Source organism: Alkalihalobacterium chitinilyticum (assembly GCF_029028005.1).
Classification (GTDB): domain Bacteria; phylum Bacillota; class Bacilli; order Bacillales; family Bacillaceae_F; genus Alkalihalobacterium; species Alkalihalobacterium chitinilyticum.
Genome location: NZ_JAOTPO010000003.1, coordinates 26,628 through 51,311, shown reverse-complemented (window position 1 = coordinate 51,311; position 24,684 = coordinate 26,628). Strand labels below are relative to the sequence as shown.

Genomic DNA, 24,684 nt, shown 5'->3' with positions numbered 1-24,684 from the left:
GTAATATAATAGAAAACAAGAAGAAGGAATAAATAAAAAATTCAAACAAGGAGTTGTTTTTAATGAGAATGTCAACTGAGAATAAGAATAAAGGCCAATTTGAAGAAGTACAGGAAGAGCAAACAATCCTTGATATGATCAACGATTACTACGCAAGAAACTAATTATTGTTTTCAATTTCCATTTACCATAAATCACATACTTACCTCAACAAAAAAGCCGTCTAATCCAGACGGCTTTTTTGTATTTAGAAGGCTAATGTTGTTATATTATTCTTCTTTTTAATGTGTTAATTGTTTTTCTGTTATATTACAATTCTAAGTAAAATACTCGATTTTTGCATCAGGGAAATATTCATGAATATAGCTGTAAAGCGTCTCTTTTATTTCTTCCTGTTCATCTGTTTGATAAACATACTTCCCAATCCCGTACTTTCCCCATTTGTATTTTCGTTTTTCTTCATCCAATTCTAATTTCGTCATTGGATAATTTTTTTCGATAACACGTTTCGCAGGCTTCGTAAAGCGATGTTGGATTAACTCAAAGGTCACATCTTTTTTTGCTTCTGCTGGTAACGTTTCATTTAAGGTCACAAACATTTTTTTGTATCCTTCTTGCCATCCTTCATGAAGATAGATAGGCGCGACAATAAAACCCAACGGATAACCTGCATGAGCCACTTTAGCGGCGGCTTCAATACGTTGTTGTAACGGAGACGTTCCCGGTTCGAAATTTTTTATAATAAAATCAGCGTTTACGCTAAAGCGAAAGCGAGTACGGCCATTATGTTCAGCATCAAGTAAATGGTCAACATGGTGAAACTTTGTAACGAAACGCAGCTTACCAAAATCAGATTTTCCAAAAAATTCGATCGCTCGCTTTAATGAATGAGTAAGGTGATCAATTCCTACAATATCAGATGTACAAGATGCTTCAAATCGAGTGATCTCAGGAGCACGTTCATCCATATATTTTTGAGCAGCTTCTAGAATTTCATCAGTATTTACATACGTTCGTATATACGGTTTACTGCCCATCGTCGTTTGCAAATAGCAATAATGACAGTGTCCCATACAGCCTGTTGCAAACGGAATAGCATATTCAGCTGAAGGTTTGGACGTATCAAACTTTAACGTCCGTCTCACCCCGACAACTAAAGTAGACTTGGCTGTACGGTATTTTTGAAAGTCATTATCACCAGGGATATTGCGAACTTGGTTATGTGACGTCGTTTCTCTAATTTCAAGCCCCATTTTCTCAAATTTCTCTTTAAGTTCTCTGCCGAGTTCATATTCGAGTGCTTGCGGTTCAATATAGACGAGTTGTGGCACGAATGGTTTGATCATAAGTCACATCCTTCATTGGCCGTATTTATTACATGGTTGGGCCAAAATAATATTCATACATTTGTTCAGCTTCTTCAGAGGTTTGATACATCGCATATTCATCTGTTAGAGGATAGTATGTATCGTACATAAAAAGAGATAATTCATGTGGATTTTCAGGATTAGTTGTAACTGTTGCTTCTTGAACTGTGGCCACATTTTGTGTATGAGGATTTCGGTAGATTACATAGACAGAGTCTCCATCTTGTAACTCGTTAATATTCATCTTTTATGATCATCCTTTCATCAAACCAAACAATGATTTTCTTTTTGAATAGTAATAATTTTTCCTATAGGGCTTGTTTTATTTGTTTAAAATTTAAGTATTTATTGGGATGAAAGGGAGAGATTGAAGGAGATTAATGATGAAGAAAGTATAGCAGTTTACTGGCTTATGATCGGTGTAAGTAAAAGATTTTAATATAAAATTTTTAATTAAAAGTGTATAGCTTACATCATCAAAGAGAAAATAACCATAACTTCCTTGAATTGGGTGAACAAGTTATGAAGTTTTCTCGTCTGCAATTAATGTTTGTTCTTATTTTAACTCTAGGTATATCTAATCATGTTCTTTTACTCCCGCATTTATTAAAAACTGCCAAACGTGATGCTTGGGTTTGCGTTATTATTGCTTATTTCATTTTAATTTTCTGGGGTTGGCTGATACATCTAATCATAAAAAAGAATGGCAAAGAAAAATTATCCAGTTGGTTAAAGTATCGAACAAATAGCTTTACTTCCGGTGTCATAACTTTATTGCTTTTTATTTACATAGCGGTATCAGGAATAATAACTTTTGAGGATTTCATAAAAAAAGTACATATTTATTTTCTTCCGCTTACACCTACTTGGATATTAGTCTTCACTTTTCTCTTGTTATGTATTGGAGCGGCATTCTATAACCTTAAGACGATCGTCTATATGTCAACCGTTCTTTTACCGTTTGTTTGGTTACTAGGGCATTTTGTTGCGGTTGCTACATTGCCCGAAAAAGATTATGCATACCTTTTTCCATTATTTACACACGGAATAGGACCAATTTTAGAAGGGATAGTGATTGTTTTAGGAGGTAGTGTTGATATACTCATTCTTCTTCTCTTGCAACATCATGTGAAAAAATCATTTAATTTTCTATCTATTTTTATATTAATTACTATACTAATGGGATTAGTTCTAGGACCAGCATTTGGCTCGATTTCAGCATTTGGTCCGAATGTAGCGGCTTTAATACGTTTTCCTGCTTTTGAACAATGGAGACTTGTAATGCTTGGGGAATATTTCTCTCATTTAGATTTTTTAGCGATTTTTCAATTACTTAGTGGGGCAACGTTACGAATTGCATTATTTTTATTCTTAATTTATGACTTATTTGATAATTTATCGACCTTCAAACAAAGGACTACTCTCATTTTGTATAGTATTTTACTCGCTATGTTTTCAATTTATCCTACAAGTGATATTTGGATGACCACAGTACTTAGAAACTACTTTTATCCAGTGGCACTTACATTTGGAGTTACTCTAACCTTAGTCCTCGTTGTGTTTAGTTATTTGCCACAAAGGAAAAACGTGGGTGAGAGCGTATGAAGTTAAATTGGAGCCGTGTGTCTCGAAAACACAAACCTGAAGATGAACTTCAAAAAGGAAAGCTCAATCAACAAATATTGAAGAAAATACTTAGTAGTTATGGAGAAATACAATTTATACCTAGTGAACCAGACTCAGAAATTACGGCTTTTTATTGTGAGGGAATGGTTGATGCAACCCAACTTAATGATTACTATCAAGTTGTAGTGAATCAAATAAAACATACAAATACATCACCTGACGAACAACATAACTCTGTTGAGTTTCCACCAATTGAACGTATTGTATCGTTTTCCAAACTGTTTGAAAAAGTCTTTTCGGGATTTCTAGTATTTTATAAAGTCAATGATCATTTCTTTTATGGTGTAGATATATCAAAAATTCCTCAAAGGGTTCCTGCCGAATCTTCTACAGAAGTTTCGATAAAAGGACCGAAAGATGCTTTCACTGAAGAACTGTTTGTTAACATATCACTACTTCGAAAACGTATGAAGACAAAGTATTTATATAATGAAATCTTTACAATAGGTTCACTTTCGCAAACAAAAGTAGCTTTGCTTTATTTGGAAAACAAGACAAATAAAGCTCTAATAAAGTCTGTGAGAAAAAGATTAGAAACATTTGAAATAGAGTCTGTTGTCAGTAGTGGCCAATTAGAACAATGGCTATCTGATCGTACTTTTTCTTTATTTCCATTATTTGACCATATTTTAAGGCCAGATTTTGTAATCGAGTGTTTACTTCGCGGACGATTTATCATTGTAGTTGACGGTTCTCCTGTAGTACTAATCGGACCCATTAATTTCTTTGAACTAATAAAATCACCAGAGGACGTACATTATCCATATTTTTATGTCATTTTTCAACGGCTTTTAAGAATTATTGGAGTAAATATTGCTATTTTTCTACCAGGTTTTTGGATTGCAATCTCTTCTGTGAACCTTGATCAACTTCCGTTCCCGTTATTAGCTACGGTTGTTGTTGCAAGAGATGGCTTACCATTCCCAGCAGCAGTTGAGGCATTCTTTATCCTAGGGTTGTTCGAATTACTTAGAGAAGCGGGGGTTCGAATGCCAAGAGCACTGGGACAAACCATCTCTATAGTTGGGGGGCTTATTATTGGAGATGCTGCAATACGTGCAGGATTAGCATCACCGGCACTTATTGTGGTCATCGCCCTTACAGCTGTAGCGACTTATACGCTTGTCAATCAATCATTAACTGGTACAGTGACGATTTTAAGAATATATTCATTGCTTTTTTCTGCGCTATTAGGGGTGTATGGTTTTTTTGTAACGATGTTTAGCATTCTTATCTACCTGTGCCGACTTGAGTCATTTAAGGTGGCTTATCTTGAGCCAATTACTTCTTTAGATTTTAAAGAATTCCTTTCTGCATTAGTCATCAATCCATTTAAAAGAAGTAAGTGGACAGCATCGATGTTAAGGAAGTGGAGAAAGTCGGAATGAAGCAAAATTACAAGATTCTGGTCATTATTTGTTTGTGTGTCGTGTGCATTTCTGGATGTAAAGATGTTAAAGAAATTCAGCATTTGAGCTATGCAACAGCTATTGGCGTAGATTACAAGGATGGAAAATACCATAGTTATATCCAATTAGTTTCTTTTGAAGGCATTGCGAGGACTGAAGGGCAAACATCAGAAGGGAGTGTGTGGGTCTCAGAAGCGGTAGCTGATACATTTGAAGATTCTTTCTTTGTAGTATACAAAACTGCACAAGAAAGAATTATATGGGCTCATGTCACAACGATTTTATTAAGTGAGACAGCTATTGAGAAAGGGTTTGATAACATATTTGATTCTTTAACGAGATATTATGAATTTCGTTTAACCCCATGGGTTTTTGGTACGAACGAGTCGGTTGAAAAAGTTCTGTCAACACCTGGTTTTTTTGGACAAACGACTTTAGATACAATATTACATGCACCGAAAAGAATATATGAGCAAAGCTCTGTTATTCGTCCGATTAAATTACAAAGGTTGGCGAGAGAAATATTCGAACCAGCAGAAACGACCCACGTTGCTTCAGTTGCCATAGATCATACTATGTGGGAAAAAGATCAAGTAACAGATCCGAAGATTCTACTTAATGGGGCTTATTTCATTAAGAATGATGAATTTAAAGGGTTCTATGAAACGGAACAACTTAATGGCCTCAGGTGGTTAACACCTGAGACAGTTCGAGCAGACGTAGCAGTCCAAGGGGATAATGAGGATGTCGAATACCATGTTGTATTTGAATACCCGTCCGCTAATGTCGAAGTTTTATTTATTGAAAACACCCCTAAATTCAATATCCAACTTGATGTAACAGGGTATTTCGTTAATCGTAACGTCAATGAGACGATGAAGCTACAAGAAATTGAGAAGAAAACGAAGGAAACTATTACGGATGAAATAAAGAACTTATATTTATTAGGGGTGGATGAGGGGGTTGATTTTTGTAACTTAGAGCATGAGTTGTTCCGTAAAAACTTTCCTGCCTGGCAAAGGCTAAAGAAGAATGGCGATCCAATACTCACAGAAACTTCTTTACACGATATAAGTATTCATTTAACGATTGAGCATACAGGCGTAAAGAAAAATCCAAGTGTTGATATAAAGGATATTCGCTAAAAGAAAGGGTTTTCACTGTTGTTTGCAGAATAATCTAACTATTATAGTTGAGGGGGAGAGTTAGATGGAGAATGCAGTAAATCACAGTGGAACGGTAGGTTTATTAGGGAAAGCGATTGAAAAATTTGTAAGACCTGATACGTTTCCTATAGGGATAAGGGTCATGAAAGAAGGCGAAGTACTGCCCGAGAAAGTAAAGCGTCCATTAAGGGATTTAGGGTCGAGGTTTAGTATTTGTCAAGCCATTACAATGTCAAGAAGATACGGCTGGTCATTGGCTATGGGGAGTGAGGACCAGTCCTGTCCTATCGCAAAAGTAGCTTTCGCTTATGAGGATGAAGTAGATTTTTATTCTGATGGGAATCTTGCTCATGGAATGTATGCGAAGACTTGTGAAATAGGCGCAGAAACTGAAAAAGCGGTGCCGAAGTTTTCAAAAGCTGAAGCAGGTACAATAGTGATTGCGCCATTAAACCGGGCAACGTTTGAACCGCAAATTGTGGTTACTTACGGTAATTCTGCTCAGGTCATGCGTATGGTTGCAGCATCGTTATATACAACAGGCGGGGAAATCACTTCGCATTTTTCAGCGCGTGCTGATTGCGCAGATATTATCATTCGAACGATGCAAACCGATAAGCCGCAAGTTATTTTACCGTGCTATGGTGACCGAGTGTTTGGTCAAACCCATGACCATGAAATGGCTTTTTCTTTTCCTTATTCCGGTGTATTGTCTTTTATGGAAGGGTTAGAAGGCACCCACCGAGGCGGTGTTCGTTACCCCGTTCCATCGTTCTTACGGTATGAAAATCAATATCCAGCCACATATGAACGATTAAATGATATGTTTGATGATCGCAGCGGGGACTAGGGGCATGGTATAAGTTAATAGTTGAAAGATCATCAACGAAGCTGATGAAGGACAAACGAAGGAAGAGCTAGAGGGGAAGTGTCCTTCATGAAGGTGATGAGGGACAAACGAAGGAAGAGCTAAAAGGGAAGTGTCCTTCATGAAGCTGATGAAGGACAAACGAAGGTAGAGTTAAAAGGGAAATGTCCTTCATAAAGGTGATGAAGGACAAACGAAGGTAGAGTTAAAAGGGAAATGGCCTTCATAAAGGTGATGAAGGACAAACTAGGGAAGAGCTATAAGGGAAATGTCCTTCATATGAATAACGTACGGACGAGGGTTTCATTTAAATAAGCGCAATAAACATTCAATTTAAAAAGGTTGGGGGAAATACAAGAAACCCTAACCTTTTTTGTAATTAAGTGATAGCTCATCATACTACAGGTGTTATTTTTAGTTAAATAAATAATACTAATCTCCTGATAAAGCAGGTATAATTTTTATAAGTTATAGGAAAAAGGGAGTGTTTTGGTGTGACTACCAATAAATCGTTAATCCTGGTGTTTAGCTTTATATTTATTGTATCGGCTTGTGGTACCGGTGAATCCGTAACAGGAAATAGTGTAGATGAAAAAGATGTTATTGATGAACTAACAGCAGATGAAATGTTAAGTGATCTAAAAGATGAGTTAAAAGAAGAATTGCGTAAAGAGTTAAAAGAAGAGCTTGAAAATGAGTTGCGAGAACAAATGATGGATGAAGAGACAAAATCAGAGGCCATAGAAGACAATGTACCGCACACTGACATTCAAAAAGAAGAGTTGACTTGGGAAGGACAGTGGGAGATTAATGATCACCCAGATGTAGGTGGATACTTACATATTTATGACGAAACTGATGAGGGCTTTAACTTTGATATTCATGTAGCTTATACGCATGTCGGTGAAATTGAAGGGGCATATGCGATTAAGAATGGTAATGTCGCAAAGTCTGTTGAAGACGAATATGGATGTGTAATGACTCTTACGCAAAACGGAAACTTTATTACATCTGAAGAAGGACCAGAATGTTATGTTTGGAGTGGAATGGCGATTGATTTAAATCGGGAATTTACAAGATAAATGCTTTGAGATGATTTGCGGTTATTCTATCTTTTGCCTTTTTTTGATATGATAAGGTTTATACGTACTAAAAGGAGGTAAAAGTCATGATCCATCAAACATGGAGTGAGAGTCAAACGATCAAAAAAGTAAAATGCGTACATACAAATGCAAAAAAATATATGGTTGACCGTGCATTAACTGCTGATAAAGTGTACGATGTAAAAAATGAAACAGAAGAGTTTTATTTTGTTGTCGACAACACAGGTAAAGTTGGCGGCTACTACAAAGATTATTTTCAAGAAGTTTAACTAGTAGAACTTATCGATACTAGGTATACGAATCCGTGTAAAAGACTGACTCCGTCGCTCTCCTTTTCAGGCGTTATTATGTGATCTAACGCTAAAAGAGGTTTGAGGTCAAGGGAGTCAGTCTTTTTTATAGTAAATCTAATGCTTCCTTTAAATCTTCTTTGTTTAAGTGTGAACCGATAAACACAATCGTTGTCGGGTGGTCGGACAGGTCGGGCAAGAGAATGGGTTGTCCATTTGTATATTGAAACGAATATAGTAAGTTGGACTCCTTAAAGCGAATAAAGCCTTTCACCCGATAGGTGGATGCCGGTAGTGTGGAGATAAAATGTTCAAACCGCTCGTGATGAACAGGGTAATTGAACGTATGGACATATGTTTGTAATGCTAATTTATCGATAGTTACTGAAGACTTTTCGTCTTTCTCATTTAATGAGAGGCCAGTTACCATTGCTGGGTTAATATCCGCATTTGATGTGAGTATCGCTAGTGCCTTAGAGTTCAAACCCTGAATTGAATATAGAACAGACCCTTGATCACTCTCTTGAAGCAGCAGATCACTTTTATTTAATAGTAATAAATCGGCATGCTTTACTTGTTCAATGATTAGGTGCTCTACATTGGGGTCAAGTGAATGACGCTGCATCCAAAGTCGGAGATCAACGACCGTGATGATCCCTTTCATTTGAATTTTAGCTGCGACCGATGGAGACATGCATGCATCAAATACTTCTAATGGGTGAGCAGCTCCTGTTGTTTCTATATATATGGCATCGAGTTGGTGTTCCTCAAGTAATTGGGCTAACTGATCTTCAAATTGGTCAATAATTGTACAGCAAACACATCCATCAAGTAATTCTCTCAATGGTAAATCCTCTGATACAGCAGTACTATCAATTGAAACCTTTCCAATTTCATTCATCACCACACCGACGTTTCTGGCGGTTTCTTTTTCGTGCTGTAATAACTTTCTCAATAGAGTGGTCTTTCCGCTACCTAAAAACCCCGAAAGGATGTAAATTTCTGTTTGTTTCATTTATGGCTCCTCATTCATTCAAGTGGATTTTCATTTTATTATACACTAGCTGGTCTTTAGATGTATTGAGACAAACTGTAAATCCCATAAACATATGAGGAGGGGGGATCAGCATGATAAAAGGGATTGACCTGCAAATGCTATCGTTTGTCGGGATTTCATTAGTGCAAGATTACTTAACATACATTCATTTTCCAAAGGTTTATTATTGGAATGTCGAGCCATCCAAAACAGAGTGAGACTCCAAAAAGTCTGCTTTTTTTATAAAACTGCAGGATTGAATATTCTAGGCTAAGGGCTAAGCAGAAGGAACATGACAACATAAAAATAGGAGGGCGATTGTCGCTCTCCTATTTTTATGTTTTTTTTAGCGCTTTCTTAAAACTTCTTGTTTTTCTAAAAAAATATGGATATTCATAAAGATACTTATAAGCAGCATGATCCAAAGGATGATTTCTATAAATGGCAGCCCAAGCTCCAGACTTATCGACCAGATGTTATTAATAATGAATGGTGAAAAAAGAAAAAAGGTTCCTGTTATAAGACAAGCTTTCATACTCTTCTGTAAAAAACTTTCTTTTAAACCGAGCTGAGTTCCGATCTCTTCAAGGAAAAGTAAAACCAACCGTCCGCCGTCAAGGCCAGGGATGGGGAGCAGGTTAATCATCGCATATAGTAAACTTAGAAGTGCTAAACCGAGTACAGTACTGTTCATTAGTTGCGCTAAAGAAGTATATAATTCAAGCTGGCCGATTAAGTCGCGCTCTGGTGAGTAGATCGTAGATATTTTTATAGAAGGTATAAGTAATAATAGATGATAAATCCCTCTTATTGCCTGGACGATGCCTCCCAAAAATGCACCGGTCTGCTGAAAACTGAAGTAACCATAACATAGTACATAAAGCATTAGATTGGCTAGTGAACCCGAAAGAATATACCCTACCTTAATACTTATGTGGGATCGTTGGAATTGTATGGGGTGAACCGACACTTTTCCGCTTACGGGGAACAACTGAAAAGACCATTTGCAATGGTTTTTAACGGTATGATATATGATGGGTCCACGCCCTACGTTGAAATTAGTGATTTTTAAACCAGTGAAACGGGCAAAGCAGTAATGTCCCCATTTGTGAATAAAAAGAATGAGATAGACTGCTAAAACCAATTTCAGGAAGAGGAATATCTCATACCAGGTCACATTCTAATGCCTCCTTATCCCTTTGCTGCGTATAACGAATCCTTCCTAAAGAGAGATAAAGGAAGCCTTTTGATTCGTGATTTCTATTTCATCATATGAAGGCAAGAGAGAACTAAGACTATAATTCAGAGGACTTAATTATAGTTTTGTAGTTGCTTTACGAGCTGTTGAAAGAGCTCTTCATCTTTCTCATCTAAAGCTTTATCGATTTGACGCAGTAATATTTCTTTTTTATTTTCATGGAGGGATTGCCCAATCACTCGTTCGGCTTCTTTCGTGACTTTTTCATAGTATTCATAACGCCTGATATTGTCGATCATTTTGTTCTCAATCAGGTGTAAGTATCGCTGGTTGTTTAGTTTACCGTAAAAATGTAATAAAAGATAAACGGGTTCCGTTGGATTGGTAGTGATGTCATTGTAAGCAACGGCAACCTCTTCATAAACTCGTCCTGATTGATAATATTTAAATCCCATTTCATCTGAGTTGATGCTGGAAATGACAACGGTTTTTCGATTGGTTTTTAACTCGTCTGTGAAATGGACATGGTCTAAGATATGAAAGTTTTTTATTAAAACTTCTAACAGCCGTCTGGCATCCGCTTTTTTTAATCGATGGTTTTCAATAAACCACATTAAGAACGCTTTCTTTTCGTGTGCAGAAACCCATTTGCTCATAAAAAAACCCCTTGATAAAACTTTGATCATTTAATTTTACTCAAGAATTTAGAATTAAGACTACATGATTGTTAGATTTTGTGACACGTTTATTTAGTTAGCCTTCATACCATACTAGTAGTGGAGGGATGATGATGGAAGATGAGCAAGTTGGTGACGTGTTTAAACTTTACGGTTACGGCCAGTTATTTGAACAAATTCGCAGCTATATCCTGCAAGAATCTATTTTGATGAGCGTGGAAGAAGAAGCGCTGGAGTCTTTCTTTAGTTACTTTTCATTTGAAGACTATGATTACTTGTCAATCAAAGAACTTAAAACGTATTTTTCACTTTTCCTATATATTAACGAGAAAAATAACAATGCGTTTATGTAATGCTACCTTCTACACTTTTACGCTTTAACGATTTAAATTAACAGTGGTACCTGACACCCCAAAAAGGTGTCAGGTACCACTGCCTCAATATAAATAATTTTAAAGGTATTTCACGTGACGTGGGGTACCTTTTCTACCGATTTCTTAATAATTCTAAATAATTACTGCGCTGCACTTTTACGTATGGAAGTAGTAGAACCTGATGCCTTCTCCTTGGTTAATTAAAGTAATTTACAGCTTTAGTGATTGTGAATATTGAAAACATTGAAATGGACAGATGAAGTATGGGAGAAAGAAAATTCAGTAAAACGTTACTTTTTATTAGTTTAAACAGTGTGACATTTTTCAATTTACCTGTAAAATACTATAATGGATATAATTAAAACTTTGTATAAGGGTAGACAAGACTGGAGGACTTCCATTGTTTGGATTATTTAAAAAGAAAACAGAAAAAAAGATAGAGAAACCAAAAACAAATCGAGTCATATACATGTCAAACCATGTTTCCAAAAATGATTTAGTTTATTTGCATCGGGAACTTCCGTTACATGTACATTTTTTTATTTTTAATAAAGAAGAGTATGAACTGAATGAAAAGAACTTGGTCGGACGAAAAGTTACATACTTTGAAGAGATTACGCCTGATGTGTTAAAAAAAGCAATCTCGATCATAGAGTCAGAAGAGCCTGTACTTGTATTTCCAGAGATCAGAATTTCACGAACGGGTAATATCATGAAGATCTATGAAGAAATTGCATTTATTGCTAATCGCACTGAAGCGACGATTTACCCGGTTATCATTCAAACGAATGACACCAAGAACGCCTTGATAAATTTCACATCGTTAAATCCATTTTCAGAAAAAGATGCATCGATACATATAGGAGAACCTTTTCAAATTAATATTGAGAAGAAGCCTGGTGTGAATGAAAAGCAACTGGCAACATCTATTATTTACCAAAAGATGACGGACCTCTATGCAAAATCAATGTACAAATATAATGTCAATTTATTTAACGAACTTCTTGAAGCATCTAAGGTACATGATCCAAACAAAATTATTATTAAGGATCCTACAAATGCACTAACGTACAAAAAGTTTTTACTAGGAGTTCAAGTGTTAAGCTCAAAGTTAGAAACGATCTTAGACGAAGAAAGAGTCGGGGTATTCTTGCCTTCCTCTATTGGGCAAGCTGTTTGCTTGTTCTCTTTATTTAAAATCGGTATAACACCAGCGGTATTAAACTTTACGATGGGGCATTCAACCTTGATTGATTGTTGTGAAACAGCAAGTGTAAAAACGATCTTAACTTCAAAAGTATTTATTGAAAAAGCAGAATTAGATGAGATCATTGATGTATTTAAGAACCATGGCCTGTCAATCATTTATCTTGAAGATGTAAAAGAAAGCTTGAATTCAAAAGATAAAATTGTCGGCTTAAAAAATCACGCAAGTTCACAGCGTTCTGCGCATGCTAAAAATGAGGTTATATTATTTACTTCTGGTAGTGAGAATAAGCCAAAAGGTGTTATTTTAACCCACGACAATATTTATGCAAACATACACCAAGCTTTATCTGTAATCGATTTACATACCGGGGATCGAATGTTAAACCCGCTACCGATGTTTCATAGTTTTGGGTTATCAATTGGAACATTCTTACCGTTATTATCAGGTATTCCTGTTGTCATACATCCATCACCAATTCAATATAAGGTCATTCCGGAACTTCTTTATAATGAAGACATTACAATTATTTTAAGTACACCAACGTTTTTAAATGGTTATGGTAAAAATGGTCATCCATTTGATTTTCACACCGTTCGCTATGTCATTGCTGGAGCGGAAAGTGTTAAGGAAGAAATTAAAGAGTTGTTTCAACAAAAATTTGGAATTCGGATATTAGAAGGTTACGGTGCAACAGAAGCTTCACCTTTATTAGCAGTAAATACGCCAATGCATGCAAAAGAACAGTCTGTAGGAAAAATGATCCCTGGTGTTCAATACAAACTCCAAAAGGTGGAAGGGATCGAAAATGGTGGAAGCTTGTTAATCAAAGGACCGAACTTAATGAAAGGATATTTAATTCACGGAAAAGGGTTTGTGCCGCTGAATGATTGGTATGATACGGGAGATGTTGTTGAAATCGATGATTACGGCTACATAACGATCAAATCTCGATTGAAACGATTTGCAAAAATCGGTGGTGAGATGGTTTCATTAAATCTCGTCGAAGAAATTGTGGCCCAATGTTTCGATGATATCGGGTTTGCTGCTGTCAGTATTCCAGATAAGCGAAAAGGTGAAAAGATCGTATTGTTTACGAATAAAGAAGATTTTAATATGCGTGAACTAAAGCGGTATGTCAAAGCTAATAAATATTCGGCTCTATTAATTCCAGCTGAAGTAAAGCAAGTTGAAGAAATTCCACTTTTGGGAAGCGGGAAAACAGATTATGTCACACTGGAAAAAATAGCTAAAAGTGAGTGATTTTAATTGAAAACGATTGAAGTAGTCGGAGCCGTTATGATCAATGAAAACAATCATATTCTTTGTGCATTACGGTCTGAAACGATGTCGATGGCGAATTATTGGGAGTTTCCAGGCGGGAAAATAGAAAAGGGCGAGAACATGGAAGATGCGTTAATTCGAGAAATTGATGAAGAACTGGGTTCTCAGATTGAAGTAGTAGAAAAGATTACGGATACCCATCATCAAACCGACTCCGTGATCGTTCATTTACACACTTACTTAGCAAAAATTATTGAGGGTACGCCTGAACCGATAGAACACGCGGAGTTAAGGTGGGTGCCTATAGAAAACCTTCATCAATTAAACTGGGCGCCAGCTGATATTCCGACAGTTGACCGGTTACAGCAAAAGATGCTCTAGTGATATTGATGGTTATAACCATAAAAACGGCACTTCTCTGAGTGCCGTTTTAGCTATATTATACGAAGCATTTTTCCATTGCCATAATATCAATAAATTTTCCGTCCAATTTGCCCTGGTTGTGGAAGATACCTACTTCGCGATAACCATTTTTACGATAAAGAGATTGTGCCATCCCATTATGAGGAAATGTAAAGAGAACAATTTTATAAAAATCATTTTGTCTCGCGAACTGTTCAATCGCTTGCAAGAGGTGGCTGCCAACGCCTTTTCCACGAAAATCTCTGTCGATGTATATCGATAAACTAGCTACTCCATCATAAGCGGCGCGAGGGGAATATTGATTAAGAGAAGCCCACCCGGCAATCATTCCTTCAGTCTCTGCGACAATGACGCCATATCGCCCTTGGTGGTTGATAAACCAGTCTTGCATATAGGCATGGTCTTTTGTTTCGGTTTCTAATGTAGCAATTCGATCTTCAATTCCTTGGTTATAAATAATTCTTAATACTTCTATGTCTGTTTCAGCAGCTAATCGAGTTGTTACAGTTTTAATCACAACCATGCACCCTTTCATTTTTCTTATCTATTTCATTTTACGATATCATAATTCTAGTGATTCGGGTGAGTTAAAATTAACAATTTGTTTGCAAGTATACATACTAGAATAGGAACAGACAAAAAATGACTGAAAGTAGGGAAAAAAATGAAAACAGCACTAGTATTAGGTGGGACGATGTTTTTTGGGAAAAAGCTCGTTGAACGCTTATTAGAAGAAGGAGTAGCTGTAACGATTGCAACTCGGGGACAGGCGAGTGATGACTTTGGTGACCGTGTGGAACGTTTAATCGTTGATCGTGAAGATAAAAATACATTAGAGGAGGCCCTATCTAAGCGATCATTTGATATCGTCTATGATCAGAGCTGTTTTTCGCCACAAGAGGCATTAGATATTTGTGATACTTTGAATGGCAAGATTTCTAAACTAGTTTTCACATCGAGTGGGGCGGTATATGATTTTGGTGTCAATAAAATTGAGGGTGATTTTGACCCGTATACGTATTCTACTTCTGAGCTGAAAGGAAGAAGAGAATACAAAGGTATCTTTGGATATCAGGAAGCCAAACGTGTGGCTGAAGCCGTTTATTTTCAAAAAGCAAGCTTTCCAGTCGTCGCAGTCAGGTTGCCGATTGTTGTTGGAGAAGCTGATTATACAGAACGCTTAAAGTTTCATGTCGAAAAAGTAGTTAAGGAAGAACCTCTCCATATTCCCAACCTTGATAATATCCTTGATTTCATCACTTCGGATGAAGCAGCTAACTTTTTATTTGAATTAGGGCTCAGTTCGTTTGAAGGTCCGATTAACGGCTCGGCACCTGATGATGTAAGCTTTAGAGACCTTATGAAACAAATTGAAGACATAGTCGGTACTAAGGCTGTTTATACAGATGAACAGAATGAGAACACAATGTCGCCGTATGCTTTACCTGCCTCGTATTCACTATGTTCTAAAAAGGCAGAACAGTTAGGCTTTACCTTCAGAAGTGTGAACGATTATATACCTGAACTTGTACAATTTTATTTTAAAAAAGTAAATGGAACGAGAGATGAAACACAAGAAAATAAATGATATGCTATAAAAAGCTTGTAAAAGAAGCAATAATGGAACAATTGTGGCACCTAGAGGAGGGACTCAATACATGAGCGTAATGCGAACGATAACTGGGATTTGGAAAAGTTCAGAAGAAACGAGTGAACAACCTAAAGTTCCAGAATTAAAAACACGATATTTCAGTAAAAATCAGCGAGCAATGATCGAACATGTTACAACAACGATCAATCAAAAGTTTTCCGATTGGGAGATAAAGAAAGTCGATTTGGAGCGTGGTGAAATTATCGTAGAAAAGAAAAAAGGTACACCTTATCTAATGATAATTACAGTGTTTAAAATAGACCCAGTTAAAAGTGCAATTGATATTCTCTGTTCGAAACAAGGCTCACTAGGCGATCTCGGACAAAGCTATCGGTACATTCAACAATTTTTCAACCAAATTTAAAAACATGGTGCCAGGCACCTTTAACGCTTTATTGTGTTAAAGGTTCCTTTTGTTTATAGATGAGGTAGGTTAGGAAAGCTAGGAAGTATAGGAGCAGTGTGATAACTCCAAATGCAGGCGGGAAAAACAGACGGATAGCCATACTGAGTGCTAATGATAGATAAAGAAAACTTAGCAGCTTTTTCATTTCATTATTAGTAAGGAAATTTGTTAGTCTTGCCCCTAATGGACTGCCGAAAAGCGTCCCTGCGATTAGCAGGAGACCAACCATATATTCAATTGGTGTTGTTAACGAGTATTTAACAAAACCTAAGAGAACAATGAGAACGACAGAAGCGAGACTTGTTCCGACTGCTGTCTTTACTGGGAAACGTAAGAGACCGATTAACAAAGGAACGATAATAAAACCGCCACTGACACCTAACATAACAGAGAAAACGCCAGCAATTAAGCCAATACCAATAAAGTATATGTATTCTGGCATAATAAGCTTCTTCTCCGTATGAGGTTCTTTCTCAGGGCGTTTAATCCATAAAAACAAGGCAAAAGAAAGCAACAGAACGATAAAAACGAGCGGTATAAGAAAATCATCTAACCCGCGACTCTCCAAAAATAACACATACGGTTGAGTGAATTGAACCGCAATCATTCCTGCTACGGAAATGATCCCGGCGACTCTCCACCTAATATTTTTTAAGCGCAGATGGGCAGCTGATCCAATCAAAGATGTGGCTAGTGATAGCATTAAGCTCGTACCAATAGCCACTGTTGGCGGAGTTCCTAAAATAAGCAGTAAAGGAGCTAAGATAACTCCGCCACCATACCAAACAAACCAGAAAAGGTCCCGATCACCAGACCAATTAACGCAAATATCAGATATTCCATAGACCTCTCCTTTCTATAATTACTATTAAAGTACAGTGGATTTATGAGTTGAGTATTAAGCTGGTGTTATTTTTTGTATAAAAATCGTCATGTCCAAGTAATATAGGCTGTTAGAAGATCTTCGTTTGATACTATTATTTAATTGTATGCTAATTTAGTTGTGAAAGAAAGATAGAGGGTGATGAACGTGCGGAGAGGAAGTAAACGAATGAAGGAAAGCAATTTATATAAAAAACCGTACATTACAACGAAACCATAAAAGCCTGTTGTAACTGAGTCTATATCCGTACTGGATGATAATGGTCTACCGACTGGTGTCGTCGGAATGGATGTTAAAATAGAAGGGTGATACGGTCGTATGTAAGAGGGGTTACATATATTTAACGGCACTCATAAACAGAAAAAACGCTACAGATAGTGACATTCCAATCACAAGGCTCTTTTCTTGAAGATCTAGACGTTTCCATTTTGTAATCATTTGACTACCTCCTAATTGGTTTGTTCTAGACTATGAGGGAATCTAGTAATTTATACTTTTATTTTTAAAAAAATTACTAGATTAGATTTGGCGATTTGTGATGAAGGAATTAAAGCTAAATGGTTAGTTCATTCAATGTTGTACATTATTAAAGAGATGTTTACTAAAGCTGTTCTTGTTTTTCGTTGTTAATAGATGATCTATTCAATGCATTTTCTAGATGTATATGAAATTATAGAAAGGCATGGAGAGTTTTTCTCCATGCCTAATTTTGAATTGTGCATTGTTGTATGTTCAGAATATTAATTTGGATATTTAGGGTTATGATGGATATCTTTTCTGTAATTCACCATGTACTTATGAAAAAACCACTCTCCACCTGTAATGAGCAGGGCGGATAAAAAGGCAACGAAAAATGGAATTCGTAAGCCCTGGAACAGAGGTCCAATGATCCAAATTAACCAAGTGGCCATAAAGAGATCTGCCAAGGAAGCGATCACGTTATTTGAAATCTTTAAGATGTACAAATCACCTACAGAATAGCTAACCGCTGCAACCAATATCCCAATCCCAATTGGCGTCCAAAGCGGGTAGTTATAGGCGACAGACATAACAAGAACGAGTACAATGATAGTCATAGCCATTTTTATGAGGATGGGGTTTAAATGTTTAAAAATGATAACCACTCCTTAACTCTTTTTCATTACCGTTAGTATGTACAAATGTCATTGAAATAACTATTCGTGGGGAGAAGCTGATGATACGGAATATAGCGCTTAATGATGCAGTTGAGTACGGCATTCTTTTGAAAAAATTAGAAGAAGAAACAGATTTTTTATTATTAGAACCGAACGAAAGAAATACGTCAAAAGAACAAACCGAAAAAATGATTGAAATGTTTTTAAAGCAAGAAAATTCGACCATACTAGTAAGTAGCAGAAAACAACGGAAGGGTTTGAACTTGAGGGAACGAAACGTCATTCATTACTCGTGAATGGAGAGTATGTGGACGAGTATTACATGTCTAAATTATTAGATAAATAAAAAAGCTTACAGAGCTGCAGATTATCGTTTAAAATAGAAAAGGTTGTTTAATAAAAATTGTTGTGATAATGAAAGGATGGTTCACTCTTGAATCCTTTTTTAAATAAAAGTGTTGAATTATTAGCACCTGTCGGAAATTGGGATTGTTTACGTGCAGCTGTTGCCAACGGGGCAGATGCTGTTTTTTTTGGTATTGGAAAATATAACGCCAGAGTCCGAGCGGATAATTTCCAAATGGAAGAGCTCCCTCATATTATGGCGTACTTACACAAATATAATGTACGGGGTTATGTAACTTTTAACATTTTAGTGTTTGAAAACGAGCTGAATGATGCAAGACAACTCGTTACAGCCTGTATCGAAGCAGGTGTTGATGCATTAATTGTTCAAGATATGGGTCTTATGCAGATGATCCGCGAAATGTCACCTGACTTTCCGATCCATGGCTCTACCCAAATGACAGTTACTTCTGCAGAAGCAGTTGACTTTTTAGCACCATATGACATTGAAGTTGTCGTACTTGGACGTGAAAATAGTTTAAAACAGATTAAATCGATTTCCAATAAGACGGAAACGCCACTGGAAGTGTTTGTTCACGGTGCACTTTGTGTATCGTATTCCGGACAATGTTTAACTTCAGAAATGTGGGGAGGGCGTTCAGCCAATCGCGGCGAATGTGCTCAAGCCTGTCGTTTGCCATATGATCTAATGGTTGATGGGGAAAGAAAAGAAATGGGCAATATCGCTTACGTTCTATCGCCGAAAGACCTGGCAGCCATTGACCTCGTTCCAGAGCTGATTGAAGCTGGAGTTTCATCTTTTAAAATTGAAGGACGCTTAAAGTCTCCTGAGTATGTTGCTAACGTTGTTAGTAAATACCGTAAAGCCATTGATGAATATACGGCAGGGTCAGATTACCGCCCGTCAGTAGTTGATATTCGTGAACTAGAACAGAGTTTTAGCCGTGGATTTACACACGGATTCCTAGAAGGAACAAATCACAAAAAACTTCTAGATGGAACGTTCCCGAAAAAACGTGGTGTTTATTTAGGTACGGTTAAAAAAATATTAAAGGATGCGGTGCTTTGTGACATTGAAGCCCCATTAAAACGTGGCGATGGTATTGTATTTGATGCGGGTCGACCGGAAGAAAAAGAAGAAGGCGGACGTGTATATGACCTTCGAAAACGTGGAGAAAAAGTACCAGGAGAAATCCCGTCTGGTTTAATTGAAATTGTCCCAGGACGTCATGATGTAAACTTAACAAAAGTTAAAGTTGGGGATAAAATTTGGAAAACGAGTGACCAAGAACTTGAAAATCGCTTACGTAAAACATTTGAAGGTGAAATTACGTTTAAGTTATTCCCTGTCCGAATTGAAGCGAGCGGTGCAGAAGGACAACCGCTTGTTGCGAAATGGACCGATGTAGTTAACGGCAATTCGGTCGTTGTTCATTCTGAAAGGAACCTAGAAAAAGCGATGAAGCGACCTTTAACGAAAGAATATTTAGCGGAACAATGGGGGCGTTTAGGCGGGACCGTCTTTGAACTGGCACAGATAGAGCTTCAACTAGAAGGGGAGGTAATTGTTCCGGTAAAAGAACTTAATCGCATGCGCCGGGTTGCAACTGAACAATTGCTTGAACTTCGAGAAAGACCGCGTCAATACAAATTAAATGAAGAGTTACCACTTTCTGATAAAAATCAACGTGCTGATAAAGAAACAACTAGTGAGTTAATTGCGCTTTGCCGTTCAATGGAGCAAATCGAAGCAGCTTGTCAGACGGATGTCCATTATGTGTATGCGGACTTTGAGTTTACGACAGATTATCCGGCTGCGGTTGAAGTCGCAAGAAAATATAATAAGCCAATCGCGCTAGCAACACCTCGTATTCATATGCCTGGCGAAAATGGTATTTTAAATGGAATTTTAAAGGCCAAACCAGATGCTATCCTTGTTCGAAGCTTAGGTGCGGTGCAATATTATACTTCTCAAAATCTAGATTTACCATTGTTTGGTGATTTCTCACTTAATATCGCCAATCATAAAGCAGCTGAATTATTCTTAGGACGTGGATTAGAACGTGTAACGCCTTCTTATGACCTAAATGTTCAGCAAATGGTTGATATGCTTGAGGTGGCACCAACCGATCAAATGGAGCTTGTTATTCATCAACATTTGCCGATGTTCCATACAGAACACTGCGTGTACTGCACATTCTTAAGTGAAGGAACAGATTTTACAAACTGTGGTCGTCCTTGTGAGGAACATCGTATCTCCTTACAAGACCGTGTCGGCTTTTCTCACCCAGTTCGTGTGGATATCGGTTGTAGAAATACGGTCTACAATGCGATAGAACAATCTGGAGCAGAGTATTTACCGCAATTCTTACAATTAGGGATTCAACATTATCGCGTTGAATTTTTAGAAGAAACAGGTGAGAAGGTAAAAGAAGTCTTATCATTGTACCGTGAAGCCTTAGACGGAAAGCGTTCTGGCGGTAGTGTTTGGAGAGAATTAAAAGCTACAAACCAGCTGGGCGTAACAAGAGGGCAATTGGTGAAGAAATAACTTGATTATACTTTCCTAAGACTTGCTACGGTAGCTATTAGCCTTAGGGATACGAAAAGACAGGGGGGAACTCTTGTCTTTTTTTTATGAACAAAAAGTTCAGGATAGGGATTACATTTTTGTTCCTCGATAGCGATAGCGAGTACAGTGATACTTCGTGTTTTCTAAATAAAAATGATATTATTAGAATAGTATTTATAAGAGGGTGGAGGAGCGTATGAACGATAAAGAAAAGGAAAATATAGAAGAGCATCAATACGAGGAACCGTCGCCGGAAGACTTTTTATTTGAAGAAGACGAAGAAGATCTAGATCGAGTTGAAAAGCAAAAAAAGCGTAAAGTCTTTATTATAAAAACAGTTGCAATAGGTGTTTCTTTTTTATTAGTTCTAAACGTGTTAGGTGTATGGTTAAATATGTTTAATTTAAATGCACTGCAATTTTTAAGAACGTCTAACGAACTATCCAAACAAGAAGATATTCAATTATATAAAGAAGCCGTTGTCACCATCCAAGGTAACAGTTCAAGAGGAACGGGCTTCGCTGTGTCACCGGACGGGATGATCATTACCAATCACCACGTAGTGGATGGGAAAGGACAACTTGTCGTTAGTTTTCCAAATGGAGATTTGTACGAAGGAACGGTAATTAATTCCAATGAAGACTTGGATCTCGCTTTTGTATCTGTTCCTGCCAATGATGTTCCGCACCTTACTCTAGATGAAAACAGTGGATCAATTGGAGATCCGATTTATGTCATCGGTAATCCATTGATGCATTCTCAAATTGTGACTGACGGGGAAATCGTGGAAAATGAAGACCGTTTACATGTGCTAAAAATTTCGGCACCGATTTATAGCGGTAATAGCGGAAGTCCTGTTATTAATGAAGATGGAAAGGTTATTGGCGTTGTCTATGCTAGAACGATTCCGCGATTACTTGATGATAAAAACTCAGTAGGTTTAGCCATTCCAATCCAATATGTAAATGATGAATTACAGCAGCTCATTCGTCCATAATTAATAGAAAGAGAGAGGAGATACGATGGAAAAAATCGCAGTCATATCCGATATACATGGCAATACACCAGCTTTAGGTGCTGTTTTAGCCGATATTGAAAGTCGAGAGATATCTCATATTATTTGTCTTGGAGACCTTGTTGGTAAAGGTCCGCATTCCAGTTTAGTCATTGATAAAATTAAAGCTAGTTGTGATCTGACAATTATGGGGAACTGGGATGATATTATTACGAAAGAACCACAGTTTGAAACGCTTCGCTGGCACCAAGCTCAATTACGTGACGATCAAGTCGTTTTTTTAGAACAACTTCCTTTCTCTTATGACTTTTATATGAGCGGCAGGTTGATTCGGCTATTTCATGCTTCACCAAGAAGTGTACATGAACGAATTCAACCGTGGGATCCGATTGAAAAAAGACTGACGATGTTCCATAATTCACACCAGACGGAAAATATTGAGGGTGAAAAAGAGCCAGATGTTGTTGGATACGGTGATGTACACAATGCTTATGTGCAAAACTTCCAAGGGAAAACGTTATTCAACTGTGGAAGTGTCGGAAACCCGTTAGAAATAACACAAGCTTCGTATGCGATACTTGAAGGTCAGTATCAGTCAAAACAAATGAGTAGTTTTTCGATTCAATTTATACGAGTTCCCTACGACATTGAGTTAGCGATAGCGCATGCGAAAGATGTGAATATGCCAGAGCTAGAAGAGTATATGAAAGAATTAACAACTGCAAAGTACCGAGGTTTGAAAGACTGATAAAAAGGATGGAGAATAATTGCGATTAGGGTATGCTTGTCAAAATATTAGCTTGAAATCAAAGATGAGGACATGTCGTTTAGCTACAGTTGAAAAAGAAGGAATGGCAAAGATTAAGGAACTTGCTTTACTTAATTTCAAAGAAGTCTTAAAAATGGTTCAATGGAATGCAGAACATGATATTCTTTTCTTTCGCTTGAGCAGTGATATTATACCTTTTGGCAGTCACGATATTCTCGATTGGAATTGGTGGGAAGATGAAGACGTTCTTCAGCTCACGAATCAAATCGTTGAAATCAAACAAACACATGACATGAGGCTTAGTATCCATCCGGGGCAATATACCGTACTCAATTCACCAAATGAAAATGTGGTAAGTAATGCATTGAAAGACCTAGCGTACCATGCTAAGTTAATGGATCTCGTCAACGGGACAGATATCATTATTCATACTGGCGGTGCTTATGGAAATAAAGAAGAAAGTAAACAAAGATTTATTAAAGTCTTTAATCAGTTAAGCCCAAACATAAAGAACAAAGTTCGCCTCGAAAATGATGATAAAGTTTATAATGTTAATGACGTGCTGGACGTTCATAAAGAAACAGGAGTACCGATATGTTTCGATATCCATCACCACTTTTGTAATCCTGTTGATACTGAAATCCGTGAAGTGATAGCGAAAGTAGTTAAAACGTGGGACGAAGCAGGTAAACCGAAAATGCATATAAGTTCGGGAAGAACGTGTAAGACGGATACGGCTCATCACGATTTCATCCACGAGGAAGATATGGATTTTTTCTTGTCAGTTTTAGACGGTTATGATGTAGACATAATGATCGAAGCTAAAATGAAAGAACAAGCTATCCTGCAGCTGAGAAAGTAGTGTAGATCTTTTTCATTCTGTTAGAAAGTGCAGTTGATATTTAGTGAAAAAAAACAATAATCTATATAAAAATCAAAAAGCGGTCCTAGCAACGATGCATAAAAAAGAACAGGTGATGGCTCCTGTCTTGAAGCGAGAGTTAGGCATTGAAGTAGTAGTTCCTGAACATTTAAATACGGATGATTTTGGTACGTTTACTAATGATGTGGAGAGAGTGGGCGACCAGCTGGAAGCAGCTCGAACAAAGCTAGAAACAGCAATGCTCCAAAGTGGCCTAAGTATAGGATTAGCTAGTGAAGGATCATTTAGTTCGCACCCAATTATTTCGTTTTTGCCTTTTAACCGAGAACTTGTTTTGTTTGTTGATAAGGAACGAGACCTTGAAATTACAGGATTTGTGGCAAATGGTAACACGAATTACGCAGGGAAAGTCGTTGGTAGTTTTGAAGAAGCGTATGAGTTTGCTCTAGCTCAGGGATTTCCCGATCATGGAGTGATTGTAAAAGCAACTGAAGATACTTTAAATCCAAAAGAAATGGAAAAAGGGATTGTAAATGCTGAGCGATTGAAACAAGCTGTTTCTGATATGCTGTCCGTTTCAGGAAAATCAGTTTTTATCCAAACCGATATGCGAGCGATGTTTAATCCGACCCGGATGAAGAATATTGAGTTAGCCACGTTGGATCTTGTCCAAAAACTACAGACGTTGTGTCCGGCTTGTTCAACGCCTGGATATGAGGTCGTTGAATACAAAAAAGGATTAGAATGTGAATGTTGCGGTAACGCCACCGAAGCTGTTCGGTCTCATTTGTATAAATGTAAAAAGTGTACACATGAAGAAGAAATTCAGTTTCCAAATGGTAAAGAGTACGCGGACCCGGCTCGCTGTAATTGGTGCAACCCGTAAAGTTTACAATGTTAGAATACAAAACACAC

At 37.2% G+C, this 24,684-nt stretch carries 26 protein-coding genes; 18 read left to right on the top strand and 8 right to left on the bottom strand.

Annotated features, from left to right (window positions below):
• Positions 1 to 317: 317 nt before the first annotated feature.
• Together splB and N7Z68_RS05185 are read right to left on the bottom strand one after the other, a co-directional pair.
• Positions 318 to 1,346 carry a spore photoproduct lyase gene (gene splB, locus N7Z68_RS05190; RefSeq protein WP_275117409.1) on the bottom strand — a complete coding sequence of 343 codons (1,029 nt, stop codon included), beginning with the start codon at positions 1,344 to 1,346 and terminating at the stop codon, positions 318 to 320.
• Positions 1,347 to 1,374: 28 nt separating this feature from the next.
• Positions 1,375 to 1,611, bottom strand: a complete 237-nt coding sequence (locus N7Z68_RS05185; RefSeq protein ID WP_275117408.1) for a transcriptional regulator SplA domain-containing protein — start codon at positions 1,609 to 1,611, stop codon at positions 1,375 to 1,377.
• A gap of 278 nt (positions 1,612 to 1,889) precedes the next feature.
• Here N7Z68_RS05185 and N7Z68_RS05180 point away from each other — a divergent pair, with 278 nt between their 5' ends.
• From N7Z68_RS05180 to N7Z68_RS05155, 6 genes are all read left to right on the top strand, one after another.
• Positions 1,890 to 2,972 (top strand): endospore germination permease, encoded by a 1,083-nt coding sequence (locus N7Z68_RS05180; protein ID WP_275117407.1) that lies wholly within the window; start codon positions 1,890 to 1,892, stop codon positions 2,970 to 2,972.
• Positions 2,969 to 4,441 (top strand): spore germination protein, encoded by a 1,473-nt coding sequence (locus tag N7Z68_RS05175; protein ID WP_275117406.1) that lies wholly within the window; start codon positions 2,969 to 2,971, stop codon positions 4,439 to 4,441. Before N7Z68_RS05180 ends, N7Z68_RS05175 begins: the two co-directional genes overlap by 4 nt.
• Complete coding sequence (locus N7Z68_RS05170) at positions 4,438 to 5,607, top strand: Ger(x)C family spore germination protein (protein WP_275117405.1); 1,170 nt, start codon at positions 4,438 to 4,440, stop codon at positions 5,605 to 5,607. Before N7Z68_RS05175 ends, N7Z68_RS05170 begins: the two co-directional genes overlap by 4 nt.
• A 64-nt stretch (positions 5,608 to 5,671) precedes the next feature.
• The gene (locus tag N7Z68_RS05165; protein ID WP_275117404.1) at positions 5,672 to 6,478 is read left to right on the top strand and encodes a DUF169 domain-containing protein; all 807 of its coding nucleotides are present in this window, start codon (positions 5,672 to 5,674) and stop codon (positions 6,476 to 6,478) included.
• Between the two features lie 512 nt (positions 6,479 to 6,990).
• Positions 6,991 to 7,578, top strand: coding sequence for a hypothetical protein (locus N7Z68_RS05160; protein WP_275117403.1), 588 nt, complete (start codon positions 6,991 to 6,993; stop codon positions 7,576 to 7,578).
• 86 nt (positions 7,579 to 7,664) lie between these two features.
• On the top strand, positions 7,665 to 7,868 hold the full coding sequence (locus N7Z68_RS05155; protein WP_275117402.1) for a DUF6501 family protein: 204 nt from the start codon (positions 7,665 to 7,667) through the stop codon (positions 7,866 to 7,868).
• A gap of 127 nt (positions 7,869 to 7,995) precedes the next feature.
• Here N7Z68_RS05155 and N7Z68_RS05150 read toward each other — a convergent pair whose 3' ends face one another.
• Positions 7,996 to 8,904: a CobW family GTP-binding protein gene (locus tag N7Z68_RS05150; RefSeq protein WP_275117401.1), complete on the bottom strand. Its 909-nt coding sequence runs from the start codon at positions 8,902 to 8,904 to the stop codon at positions 7,996 to 7,998.
• Between the two features lie 113 nt (positions 8,905 to 9,017).
• On the opposite strand from N7Z68_RS05150, the gene N7Z68_RS05145 reads away from it, so the two are divergent.
• Positions 9,018 to 9,143 (top strand): hypothetical protein, encoded by a 126-nt coding sequence (locus N7Z68_RS05145; protein WP_275117810.1) that lies wholly within the window; start codon positions 9,018 to 9,020, stop codon positions 9,141 to 9,143.
• 128 nt (positions 9,144 to 9,271) lie between these two features.
• Here the strand turns inward: N7Z68_RS05145 and N7Z68_RS24330 are convergent, their stop codons facing one another.
• Positions 9,272 to 10,102: a site-2 protease family protein gene (locus tag N7Z68_RS24330; RefSeq protein WP_373323110.1), complete on the bottom strand. Its 831-nt coding sequence runs from the start codon at positions 10,100 to 10,102 to the stop codon at positions 9,272 to 9,274.
• 134 nt (positions 10,103 to 10,236) lie between these two features.
• The gene (locus N7Z68_RS05135) at positions 10,237 to 10,779 is read right to left on the bottom strand and encodes a YpiB family protein (RefSeq protein WP_275117399.1); all 543 of its coding nucleotides are present in this window, start codon (positions 10,777 to 10,779) and stop codon (positions 10,237 to 10,239) included.
• Positions 10,780 to 10,913: 134 nt separating this feature from the next.
• Here N7Z68_RS05135 and N7Z68_RS05130 point away from each other — a divergent pair, with 134 nt between their 5' ends.
• The 3 genes from N7Z68_RS05130 (at position 10,914) to N7Z68_RS05120 (ending at position 14,046) form a co-directional block, all read left to right on the top strand.
• A complete protein-coding gene (locus N7Z68_RS05130) occupies positions 10,914 to 11,153 on the top strand; it encodes a hypothetical protein (protein WP_275117398.1) in 240 nt (79 codons plus the stop codon).
• Positions 11,154 to 11,574: 421 nt separating this feature from the next.
• On the top strand, positions 11,575 to 13,644 hold the full coding sequence (locus tag N7Z68_RS05125; protein ID WP_275117397.1) for an AMP-binding protein: 2,070 nt from the start codon (positions 11,575 to 11,577) through the stop codon (positions 13,642 to 13,644).
• 6 nt (positions 13,645 to 13,650) lie between these two features.
• Positions 13,651 to 14,046: a (deoxy)nucleoside triphosphate pyrophosphohydrolase gene (locus tag N7Z68_RS05120; protein ID WP_275117396.1), complete on the top strand. Its 396-nt coding sequence runs from the start codon at positions 13,651 to 13,653 to the stop codon at positions 14,044 to 14,046.
• A gap of 58 nt (positions 14,047 to 14,104) precedes the next feature.
• Here the strand turns inward: N7Z68_RS05120 and N7Z68_RS05115 are convergent, their stop codons facing one another.
• Positions 14,105 to 14,602: an arsinothricin resistance N-acetyltransferase ArsN1 family A gene (locus tag N7Z68_RS05115; protein WP_275117795.1), complete on the bottom strand. Its 498-nt coding sequence runs from the start codon at positions 14,600 to 14,602 to the stop codon at positions 14,105 to 14,107.
• 150 nt (positions 14,603 to 14,752) lie between these two features.
• Between N7Z68_RS05115 and N7Z68_RS05110 the strand changes: the two genes are divergently transcribed.
• Both N7Z68_RS05110 and N7Z68_RS05105 read left to right on the top strand, forming a co-directional pair.
• On the top strand, positions 14,753 to 15,676 hold the full coding sequence (locus tag N7Z68_RS05110) for an NAD-dependent epimerase/dehydratase family protein (protein ID WP_275117395.1): 924 nt from the start codon (positions 14,753 to 14,755) through the stop codon (positions 15,674 to 15,676).
• A 70-nt stretch (positions 15,677 to 15,746) separates the two neighbouring features.
• Positions 15,747 to 16,103 (top strand): hypothetical protein, encoded by a 357-nt coding sequence (locus tag N7Z68_RS05105; protein ID WP_275117394.1) that lies wholly within the window; start codon positions 15,747 to 15,749, stop codon positions 16,101 to 16,103.
• A 28-nt stretch (positions 16,104 to 16,131) separates the two neighbouring features.
• Here N7Z68_RS05105 and N7Z68_RS05100 read toward each other — a convergent pair whose 3' ends face one another.
• Together N7Z68_RS05100 and N7Z68_RS05095 are read right to left on the bottom strand one after the other, a co-directional pair.
• Entirely contained in the window at positions 16,132 to 16,911 is a 780-nt protein-coding gene (locus N7Z68_RS05100; RefSeq protein ID WP_275117794.1) for a sulfite exporter TauE/SafE family protein, read from the bottom strand.
• Positions 16,912 to 17,768: 857 nt separating this feature from the next.
• The gene (locus N7Z68_RS05095) at positions 17,769 to 18,152 is read right to left on the bottom strand and encodes a DUF2512 family protein (protein WP_275117393.1); all 384 of its coding nucleotides are present in this window, start codon (positions 18,150 to 18,152) and stop codon (positions 17,769 to 17,771) included.
• Between the two features lie 71 nt (positions 18,153 to 18,223).
• Here N7Z68_RS05095 and N7Z68_RS05090 point away from each other — a divergent pair, with 71 nt between their 5' ends.
• The 6 genes from N7Z68_RS05090 (at position 18,224) to N7Z68_RS05065 (ending at position 24,655) form a co-directional block, all read left to right on the top strand.
• Positions 18,224 to 18,460 (top strand): hypothetical protein, encoded by a 237-nt coding sequence (locus N7Z68_RS05090; RefSeq protein ID WP_308447210.1) that lies wholly within the window; start codon positions 18,224 to 18,226, stop codon positions 18,458 to 18,460.
• A 137-nt stretch (positions 18,461 to 18,597) separates the two neighbouring features.
• Complete coding sequence (locus N7Z68_RS05085; protein ID WP_275117392.1) at positions 18,598 to 21,081, top strand: U32 family peptidase; 2,484 nt, start codon at positions 18,598 to 18,600, stop codon at positions 21,079 to 21,081.
• A gap of 217 nt (positions 21,082 to 21,298) precedes the next feature.
• Positions 21,299 to 22,099: a S1C family serine protease gene (locus tag N7Z68_RS05080; RefSeq protein WP_275117391.1), complete on the top strand. Its 801-nt coding sequence runs from the start codon at positions 21,299 to 21,301 to the stop codon at positions 22,097 to 22,099.
• Between the two features lie 25 nt (positions 22,100 to 22,124).
• Positions 22,125 to 22,865 carry a metallophosphoesterase family protein gene (locus N7Z68_RS05075; protein ID WP_275117390.1) on the top strand — a complete coding sequence of 247 codons (741 nt, stop codon included), beginning with the start codon at positions 22,125 to 22,127 and terminating at the stop codon, positions 22,863 to 22,865.
• Positions 22,866 to 22,884: 19 nt separating this feature from the next.
• Complete coding sequence (uvsE, locus tag N7Z68_RS05070) at positions 22,885 to 23,748, top strand: UV DNA damage repair endonuclease UvsE (protein ID WP_275117389.1); 864 nt, start codon at positions 22,885 to 22,887, stop codon at positions 23,746 to 23,748.
• 43 nt (positions 23,749 to 23,791) lie between these two features.
• Complete coding sequence (locus tag N7Z68_RS05065; protein ID WP_275117388.1) at positions 23,792 to 24,655, top strand: DUF6671 family protein; 864 nt, start codon at positions 23,792 to 23,794, stop codon at positions 24,653 to 24,655.
• Positions 24,656 to 24,684: the final 29 nt, after the last annotated feature.